Here is an 8711-nt window from a genome sequence, read left to right as displayed (position 1 = left end):
AGGCCGAGTCCCGGGCCGGTTCCCCGTCCAAGTCCAAGGAGAAATCGTGACCACCCCCGCCCCCGCCCTGCTCATCGCCGGACACGGCACCCGGGACGACGCGGGTGCCGAGGCCTTCCGCGACTTCGTACGGGAACTGGGCCGCCGCAACCCCGGGCTGCCCGTCGCGGGCGGCTTCATCGAGCTGTCCCCGCCGCCGCTCGGCGACGCCGTGACCGAACTGGTCGAGCAGGGCGTGCGCCGGTTCGCGGCCGTCCCGCTGATGCTGGTGTCCGCCGGGCACGCCAAGGGCGACATCCCGGCCGCGCTGACCCGCGAGAAGGAACGGCACCCCGGGATCTCGTACACGTACGGGCGTCCGCTGGGCCCGCACCCGGCGTTGCTCGCGGTGCTGGAGCGGCGGCTCGACGAGGCGCTCGGCGGTTCGGCGCGGACCCCCGCGGACCGTGCCGAGGTGACCGTCCTGCTCGTCGGGCGCGGCTCGACCGACCCGGACGCCAACGCCGAAGTGCTCAAGGCGGCGCGGCTGTTGTGGGAGGGGCGGGGTTACGCGGGCGTGGAGACGGCGTTCGTGTCGCTGGCCGCGCCGGACGTGCCGTCTGGCCTGGACCGCTGCGTGAAGCTGGGCGCGCGCCGGATCGTGGTGCTTCCCTACTTCCTGTTCACGGGTATCCTCCCGGACCGGGTGCGGCAGCAGACCGAGGGGTGGGCCGCCGCGCATCCGGAGGTCGACGTTGTCTCCGCCGATGTCATCGGGCCGGAGCCGGAGCTGCTCGACCTGGTCATGGAGCGCTACCGGGAGGCGGTCGAGGGTGATCTGCGGATGAACTGCGACTCGTGCGTCTACCGCATCGCGCTGCCCGGGTTCGAGGACAAGGTGGGGCTCCCCCAGCAGCCGCACTTCCACCCGGACGACGACGATCACCACCACCACGGGCATCACCACCACGACGGCCACGCACCCTCCCATGCACACTGACAGGGACGACAGAGACGGTCCGGGCGGACGCCACGGCCCCGGCGACGGTGGACAGGGCGTCGGCGCCCGGGCCACCGGCGGACAGGGCTCCGGCGGACACGGTGACGCGCACGACCTCCGGCACCACGGCGACGCCGAGGTGCGCGACGACGGTTCGGCGCTCGTCGACCTCGCGGTGAACGTCCGCGCGGACACTCCGCCGGCCTGGCTGCGCGAGCGGGTCGCCGAGTCGCTGTCCGGGCTGGCCGCCTACCCGGACGGGCGTGCCGCGCGGGCTGCGGTGGCCGCCCGGCACGGGCTGCCCGTGGAGCGGGTGCTGCTCACGGCGGGCGCCGCCGAGGCCTTCGTACTGCTGGCGCGCGCCCTGAAGGTGCGTCAACCCATCGTCGTGCACCCGCAGTTCACGGAGCCGGAGGCGGCGCTGCGGGACGCGGGGCACACCGTGGACCGGGTGCTCCTGCGGGCCGGGAACGGCTTCCGGCTCGACCCGTCGGCCGTCCCCGAGGACGCGGACCTGGTCGTGATCGGCAACCCGACCAACCCGACGTCCGTCCTCCATCCGGCCGCCCTGATCGCCGAACTCGCCCGTCCCGGGCGGACGTTGGTGGTCGACGAGGCGTTCATGGACGCGGTTCCGGACGAGCGGGAGGCCCTCGCGGGGCGTACGGACGTGCCGGGTCTGGTGGTGCTGCGCAGCCTCACCAAGACGTGGGGCCTCGCGGGGCTGCGCATCGGGTACGTCCTGGCCTCGCCCGAGACGATCGCCGAGCTCGAACGGGCCCAGCCGCTCTGGCCGGTGTCCACGCCCGCGCTCGCCGCCGCCGAGGCATGTATGACTCCGCGGGCGCTGGCGGAACAGGAGCACGCGGCCCGTCGCGTCGCGATAGACCGGGCCCATCTGGTCGCCGGACTGAGGGAGTTCGCCTCCGACGGCGTGCGGGTCGCGGAGCCCGCCGAGGGTCCCTTCGTCCTCATCGGGCTCCCCGGGGCGGCGGCCGTCCGTGCCCGGCTGCGTCGGCTGGGCTTCGCCGTGCGGCGCGGCGACACCTTCCCGGGGCTCGACGACACCTGGCTGCGCCTGGCGGTGCGCGACCGCGCGACGGTCAACCGCTTCCTCCAGGCACTGGACCAGGCCCTGAGCCTGCGGGACCGCTGACGCGGACACCCGCCGGGCGGGAGTGCTGAGCCGGCGCGGGTAGCACATCGCCCGGCGGCCCGGAGTTCGCCGGGGCGATGCGTCACCGGGCCCCGTGTGGCGCCGCCGGATGCCGGCGCGGTGCGCAGACAGATGCAGGCGCGGCGCCGACGGATCCAGGCGCGGTGGGCCACGGACGCCGGCACGGTGGGAACAATCGCCCGTGCGAGCGCCGGGCGCGCGAACTCCCCTCTACCGCCGGGGAGTTCACGCGCCCCTCCGCCGGAGGCGCGCGCTCAGCCCCTCTTGCGGCGGGCCAGTACGACGGCTCCGCCGCCCGCCGCCAGCAGGGCGACCGCGCCCGCGGCGACGTACGGTGTCGCCGAACTGCCGCCGGTCTCGGCGAGGTTGGCCTCCTCGGCGGGCGCGCCCTGCGGCTTCACCTCGGTAGCCGGCTCGACGGGGTCGGCGGACGCGGGTGCGGCCGGTGCCTCGCAGGTGGCCTCGGCGAGGGTGACCGTGCCCTCGACCTCGGCGACGTTCAACTTCAACGGGTTGATGGAGAGCTTGAGTTGGAGCGCGGTGGCGGCGGCCGTACGCGAGGTGGTGCGGGTCGACGCCAGGTCGAGGCGCACCTCGCCGACGCCGGGCACCTTCACCTCGGTCGGACCACCGGCGGTCACCGTGGTCTTCTTGCCGAGGACCGTCACGGCGCCCAGCGGATTGGCGGTGGCGACCGGCTTCTCGCCCGCCACGCAGACCGCCTTCGCGCTGACCTGCTCGATCTCGATGAGGGACAGCAGGGGCAGCCCCGGCACATGCACCTTGGCATGGGCGAGGTGCACCGAGCCCTCGGCCTTCTTCGCGGAGACCTTCGCGCTCGACCGGGCCACCTCCGCGCCCAGCACGGTGAACGGCTGCCCGCCGTCGACTCCGTCCAACTTGGCGGTGAGCGCGGTCTTTTCGGCGCTGCGCGGGGCCTGTACGTCGTTGAGCGAGACCGTGAGCGGGACGTTCACGGACTTGTTGAGCAGGGAGACGTCGAGCCCGGTGCGCAGGACCACGGCACTGGCGCGGCCGTGGTCCTCGGTCGCGTGGGCCGGGCCCGCGCCGGCCAGGGCCGCGGGACCCGCGGCCAGGACGGTGGCCGCCGCGGTGGCGGCGAACCTGCGTACGGGCATGCGTGCAGGCAGACGTACGGGCATACCTGCGGGCATGCGGAAAGCGTTGCTGTTCAAGGTGGTGGGACCCCCACGGGAGACAGAACTGGAGACGCGACGCCGCCGGACGCTCCACTCACGGGGACCTGCGGGGAGCAGCACCGACGGCGTCGATGCGGGAATCCTTACGCACGGAGAGTGAACAGTCAGCAAGCTGACGGGAGTTCACTCATACGTGGAGTTTCCGTGCGCTTCTTCGAATCTCCCGGCACGTGCGTTCCCCATCTCCACCCGGATGCCCGAACCGGCTCGAACGCGCCGGTTGACGCGCCGGAGCATGCGCGGAAATGCAGAACGAGCGAGCCCGGCGGGTGGTTACGTTCTGTCAACGCAGGTCCTAGCCGACGACCTTGCCGTTCAGCACCACTCGTCGGGGCGCCGCCAGTACCCGTACGTCCGCCCGCGGGTCTCCCTCGTACACGACGAGGTCGGCCGGTGCTCCCTCGTCCAGGCCGGGCCGTCCCAGCCAGGCCCGGGCGCCCCACGCCGTCGCCGACAGCGCCTCGACAGGCGGGATTCCGGCGGTCACCAGCTCGGCGACCTCGCCCGCCACCAGGCCGTGCGCGAGCGTGCCGCCCGCGTCGGTGCCGACGAACACGGGGACACCGGCGTCGTACGCGGCGCGCACGGTGTCGTAGCGACGCTCGTGCAGCCGCCGCATGTGCGCCGACCACCGGGGGAACTTGGCCTCGCCGCCAGCCGCGAGCTGCGGGAAGGTGGCGATGTTGACGAGGGTCGGGACGATGGCGACGCCGCGTTCGGCGAAGAGCGGGATGGTGTCCTCGGTCAGGCCGGTGGCGTGCTCGATGCAGTCGATGCCCGCCTCCACCAGGTCCCGCAGGGAGTCCTCGGCGAAGCAGTGCGCGGTGACCCGGGCGCCCAGCCGGTGGGCCTCGGTGATCGCGGCCTCGACCTCGGCGCGGGGCCAGCAGGCGCCCAGGTCGCCCGTTTCGCGGTTGAGCCAGTCCCCCACGAGTTTCACCCAGCCGTCGCCCCGGCGGGCCTCCTGGGCCACGTACGCGACGAGGTCGTCCGGCTCGATCTCGTGGGCGAAGCCGCGGATGTAGCGGCGGGTGCGGGCGATGTGACGGCCCGCCCTGATGATCTTCGGGAGGTCCGCGCGGTCGTCGATCCAGCGGGTGTCGGAGGGGGAGCCCGCATCGCGGATGAGCAGGGTGCCGGCCTCGCGGTCGGTCAGTGCCTGCTTCTCCGCGATGTCGTCTGCGACGGGGCCGCTGGGGCCCAGGCCCACGTGGCAGTGGGCGTCCACGAGGCCTGGTAGGGCCCAGCCGTTCACTGTGCGGATGTCACGGGCGCCTTGTGGGCGCTCGTAGGTGATTCTGCCGCCGACGATCCAGAGCTCGTCCCGGATGTCGTCGGGGCCGACGAGTACACGGCCCTTTACGTGCAGTACCGCCGCCTGATCGCTCATGGGTGCACTTTAGTTCGGCGGCTGCGGGTGGTTCTTGGCTGGTCGCGCCCACGCGGCGGAGCCGCAAATCGATACGGCCCCGCGCCCCTACGGGGCGCTGTCCTCCTCCACGTCCGCCATCGCCGGGTCCAGCAGGCGGGACAGGAAGTGGCGGGTCCGCTCGTGGGTCGGGTTGCCGATCACCTGGGCCGGGGTGCCGTCCTCGACGATCACGCCGGCGTCCATGAAGACGACTCGGTCGGCCACCTCGCGGGCGAAGGTCATCTCGTGGGTGACGACCATCATGGTCATGCCCTCGTCGGCGAGCATGCGCATGACGGCGAGGACGTCGCCGACTAGTTCCGGGTCGAGGGCGGAGGTGGGCTCGTCGAAGAGCATCACCTGGGGGCCCATGGCGAGCGCGCGGGCGATGGCGACGCGCTGCTGCTGGCCGCCGGAGAGGGAGGCGGGGTACGCGTCCGCCTTCTCGGAGAGGCCGACCCGCCGGAGGTTCTCGGCGGCGACCTTCGAGGCCGCCTCCTTGTCGCGGCCGAGCACCCGGCGCTGCGGCAGCGTGAGGTTCTCGGTCACCGTCAGGTGCGGGAAGAGGTTGAACTGCTGGAAGACCATGCCGATCCGGCGGCGTACGGCGTCGATGTCCACGTCCGGGTGGGTCACTTCGGTGCCGCCGACGAAGACCTGGCCCTTGGTGGGCTCTTCGAGGAGGTTCACGCAGCGCAGGAGCGTGGACTTGCCGGAGCCGGAGGGACCGATGACACAGACGACCTCGCCGGAGCCGACCTCCAGGTCGATGCCGCGCAGCACCTCGTTGTCGCCGAACGACTTGTGCAGGCCGCGGACCTGGATCTCCGGCGTACCGCTCGTGTCCTTCGTGAGGTCCGGACTGCTCGTAGTGCTCACTTGGTGGCCTCCCCGGCCTTCGCCTCAAGGCGGCGTACGACGAAACCGAGCGGGATCGTGACCAGCAGGTAGCACAGACCCGCCACCAGGATGGGTGTCGAGTTGGCGGTCTCGCTGGCCAGGTCGCGGCCGAACTTGGAGAGTTCGCGCTCCTCCAGGGTGACCCCGAGGAACAGCACCAGCGAGGAGTCCTTGAAGAGCAGCACCAACTCGTTGGTTAGCGGCGGGATCACGATCCGGAACGCCTGCGGAATGACGATCGAGACCATGGCCCGGGCATGCGAGAAGCCCAGCGAACGGGCCGCCTCCATCTGCCCCTTGGGCACGGCCTGGATGCCCGCGCGGATCGTCTCCGCCATGTACGCGGCGGCGACGAGGCCGAGCGCGAGCGCGACCTTTCCGTACGTGCCGCCGGGGATCTCCGTGCCGGGGAACGCCAACGGCACTGCGACGCCCACGAAGATGAAGATCAGCAGGGCGGGCAGCCCGCGGAAGATCTCGATGTAGATACCGGCCAGCCAACGGTACGGCCCCACGGAGGAGAGCCGCATCAGGGCGACGACCACACCGAGAGCGAGGCCGAAGACGAAGCCGGACACCGTGTAGAGGACGGTGTTCTTCAGCGCCAGCGTGATGATGTCCGGGAACATCCGCTCGGCCAGGTCGACCTGGGCGAACTGGTTCTGCAACTGCTCCCAGTCGGCCGTGACGCCGAGGGCGATCAGGGCGGCGACGAACACCGCGTACTGAACGCCCCGCGACACGGCCCGCTTCTGACGTCTGGTCAGACCGCTTCTGCGTGGCTGGAGCTTGGTGTCCGTCCCACTCATGAGGCGGACGGGGAAGCGGAGGCGGCGTCCTCGTCGTACGGGCCGATCCACTTCTCGTACAGCTTCTTGTACGTGCCGTCCGACTTCGCGTCCGCCAGCGCCTTGTTGATGGCGTCGACGAGCTTGGTGTTGCCCTTCTTCACGGTGACGCCGTACTCCTCACCGGTGTTGATGTTGTCGGCGACCTCGAAGGCGTCCGCGTTGGCCTTGTCCTTCAGCCAGCCCTGGACGACCGGGTAGTCGATGACGACGGCCTTGACCTGGCCGGTGCGCAGGCCGTTGAGGAGCGCGTCGGAGGACTCGAAGGAGACCGGGTTCAGGCCCTTGCTCTTCGCGAACTCCTCGCCGGTGGTCTGCGCCTGGGCGCCGACCTTCTTGCCCTTGAGGTCGGCGAGGGAGGAGATGCCGCTCTTCTTGTCGGCGAGGACGGCCTGGGTGGCCTCGAAGTACGGGTCGGAGAAGTCGACGTTCTTCTTGCGCTCGTCGGTGATCGTCATGCCGGCCGCGGCGAGGTCGCACTGGCCGGCGTTGAGGGACCCGCCGGTCTTGAAGTTCTCGAAGGGCTGGTCGAGGATCACCTGCTTCACGCCCAGGTCCTTGGCGACCAGGTCGATGATCGAGACGTCGAAGCCCTGCACCTTGCCGTCGATCTCCGACTGGAACGGCGGGTACGGCAGGTGCGTGCAGGTGGTGAGCTGTCCGCCCTTCACCAGCTCGACCCCGTTCGCGGTGGTCTTCTTGCCCCCGTCGTCGTCCGAAGAACAGCCGGCGACGAGCAGCAGCCCGGCCGTCGCGGTGGTGGCGGCCAGGATGCGGGACCGGCGCCCGAGGACCATCTTCACGGGGGTTGACCTCCTGTGGGGGAACTGTGGCTTCTGATTATAAGGAAAGGTTTGAGGCTCTCAAACCAATCCCATGGCCGTTGAGCCGTCCGGCCTCAGAAGTCGTCGGTGGGGCGGGCGGGGACCCGCCCGTTACGCTCGTGTGCGTCTACCCCGTGAGCGCCATCCGTGAACGAAGAGAGCACTGCTGTGACGCATCCCCTCCTGGACCTGGCGCCGCTGAGCGCCGCGCACTTCGCGTCGATCGAGGACCGCGTGGCGCGACTGCTCTCCACCGAGCAGGACGTCCTGATCACCCAGGGCGAGGCGCTGCTGCCGCTGGAGGGAGCCATCCGTGGCGCCGCGGGCCCCGGCACGACGGCTCTCAACGTGATCACCGGCCCGTACGGGCAGACGTTCGGCGACTGGCTGAGGGACTGCGGCGCGACGGTGTACGACCTGGCCGTCCCCTTCCACACGGCGGTCACGGCGGCACAGATCCGGGAGGCCTTCGCCGAGCACCCCGAGATCGACTTCGTCTCCCTCGTCCACGCGGAGGCGGCCACCGGCAACACCAACCCGGTCGCGGAGATCGGCGAGGTCGTACGGGCGCACGGTGCCCTGTTCTACCTGGACGCGGTGGCGTCGATCGGCGCGGAGCCGGTGCTGCCGGACGCGTGGGGCGTGGACCTGTGCGTGATCGGCGCCCAGAAGGCGATGGGCGGGCCGGCCGGGGTCTCCGCGGTCTCGGTGAGCTCGCGCGCCTGGGCCCGCATGGCCGCCAACCCGCACGCTCCGCGCCGCTCCTACCTCTCCCTCCTGGACTGGAAGGAGCGCTGGATCGACGGCGGTCGCCGGGCACTCCTGCATGCGCCGGCCCAGTTGGAGATGCTCGCGCTGGAGGCGTGCGTGGTCCGTATCGAGGAGGAGGGGCTCGACACGGTGATGTCCCGCCACGCGGCGGCTGCCGCCGCGACCCGCGAGGGAGTGCTCGCGCTGGGCACCGGGTTCGAGCCCTACGTGTACGAGGCCTCCGCGGCGGCTCCGGTCGCCACGACGCTCCGAACCCCGGAGGGGGTGGACGCCGCCGAGTTGGTGGCCAGGGCGCTGGCCGCCGACCCCTCGCTACCGTTGGCCGCGGGGGGCGGCGCCCTGGCCAAGGAGATGATCCGGGTCAACCACTACGGCCCCGCGGCGACCTTGGACGCCGTCCAGTCCTCCCTTTCGGCACTGCGTACGGCGCTGGCCGAGGCCTGATTTCACCTACGGGCGGGCAAGGGCTGGGTGCGCGGTTCCTCGCGCCCCTAAAAAACGGACCTGCGCCCCTGGCTTTTGCCTTTAAGGGGCGCGAGGAACCGCGCACCCACCCAAAACAGACCCGCACCCAACACCAA

Annotated in this window: 8 protein-coding genes; 3 read left to right on the top strand and 5 right to left on the bottom strand. The window is 71.5% G+C overall.

The genetic code is table 11. From position 1 onward, the window contains the following. Nucleotides 1–46: 46 nt before the first annotated feature. Nucleotides 47–979: a sirohydrochlorin chelatase gene (locus AOK17_RS39225; RefSeq protein WP_055617396.1), complete on the top strand. Its 933-nt coding sequence runs from the start codon at nucleotides 47–49 to the stop codon at nucleotides 977–979. Continuing rightward, nucleotides 969–2135 carry an Rv2231c family histidinol phosphate aminotransferase CobC gene (gene cobC / locus AOK17_RS39220; RefSeq protein ID WP_079053532.1) on the top strand — a complete coding sequence of 389 codons (1167 nt, stop codon included), beginning with the start codon at nucleotides 969–971 and terminating at the stop codon, nucleotides 2133–2135. Before AOK17_RS39225 ends, cobC begins: the two co-directional genes overlap by 11 nt. Before the next feature lie 275 nt (nucleotides 2136–2410). Here cobC and AOK17_RS39215 read toward each other — a convergent pair whose 3' ends face one another. The 5 genes from AOK17_RS39215 to AOK17_RS39195 all read right to left on the bottom strand — a co-directional run bounded on the left by AOK17_RS39215 (nucleotide 2411) and on the right by AOK17_RS39195 (nucleotide 7338). Next, the gene (locus tag AOK17_RS39215; protein ID WP_245697646.1) at nucleotides 2411–3331 is read right to left on the bottom strand and encodes an SCO1860 family LAETG-anchored protein; all 921 of its coding nucleotides are present in this window, start codon (nucleotides 3329–3331) and stop codon (nucleotides 2411–2413) included. A gap of 340 nt (nucleotides 3332–3671) precedes the next feature. After that, nucleotides 3672–4766, bottom strand: coding sequence for an amidohydrolase family protein (locus AOK17_RS39210; RefSeq protein ID WP_055617394.1), 1095 nt, complete (start codon nucleotides 4764–4766; stop codon nucleotides 3672–3674). Nucleotides 4767–4853: 87 nt separating this feature from the next. Then, entirely contained in the window at nucleotides 4854–5666 is an 813-nt protein-coding gene (locus AOK17_RS39205; RefSeq protein ID WP_055617393.1) for an amino acid ABC transporter ATP-binding protein, read from the bottom strand. Beyond that, nucleotides 5663–6496, bottom strand: a complete 834-nt coding sequence (locus AOK17_RS39200) for an amino acid ABC transporter permease (protein WP_055617392.1) — start codon at nucleotides 6494–6496, stop codon at nucleotides 5663–5665. The genes AOK17_RS39205 and AOK17_RS39200 overlap by 4 nt, the downstream gene beginning before the upstream one ends. Beyond that, nucleotides 6493–7338, bottom strand: coding sequence for a transporter substrate-binding domain-containing protein (locus AOK17_RS39195; protein WP_107102611.1), 846 nt, complete (start codon nucleotides 7336–7338; stop codon nucleotides 6493–6495). Before AOK17_RS39195 ends, AOK17_RS39200 begins: the two co-directional genes overlap by 4 nt. A gap of 189 nt (nucleotides 7339–7527) precedes the next feature. On the opposite strand from AOK17_RS39195, the gene AOK17_RS39190 reads away from it, so the two are divergent. Then, nucleotides 7528–8574 carry a pyridoxal-phosphate-dependent aminotransferase family protein gene (locus tag AOK17_RS39190; RefSeq protein WP_055617391.1) on the top strand — a complete coding sequence of 349 codons (1047 nt, stop codon included), beginning with the start codon at nucleotides 7528–7530 and terminating at the stop codon, nucleotides 8572–8574. The last annotated feature ends 137 nt before the right edge of the window (nucleotides 8575–8711 follow it).

It is taken from the genome of Streptomyces phaeochromogenes (assembly GCF_001418655.1).
Lineage (GTDB): Bacteria > Actinomycetota > Actinomycetes > Streptomycetales > Streptomycetaceae > Streptomyces > Streptomyces phaeochromogenes.
Note: the sequence above shows the minus strand (reverse complement) of the source record. Positions and strands in the feature narration are given on the sequence as shown.

Bases quoted from the DNA above. Each gene is read 5' to 3' on its own strand.
- AOK17_RS39215 (WP_245697646.1), bottom strand. From the start codon at position 3,331: ATGCCCGCAGGTATGCCCGTACGTCTGCCTGCACGCATGCCCGTACGC.
- AOK17_RS39200 (WP_055617392.1), bottom strand. From the start codon at position 6,496: ATGAGTGGGACGGACACCAAGCTCCAGCCACGCAGAAGCGGTCTGACC.
- cobC (WP_079053532.1), top strand. From the start codon at position 969: ATGCACACTGACAGGGACGACAGAGACGGTCCGGGCGGACGCCACGGC.
- AOK17_RS39210 (WP_055617394.1), bottom strand. From the start codon at position 4,766: ATGAGCGATCAGGCGGCGGTACTGCACGTAAAGGGCCGTGTACTCGTC.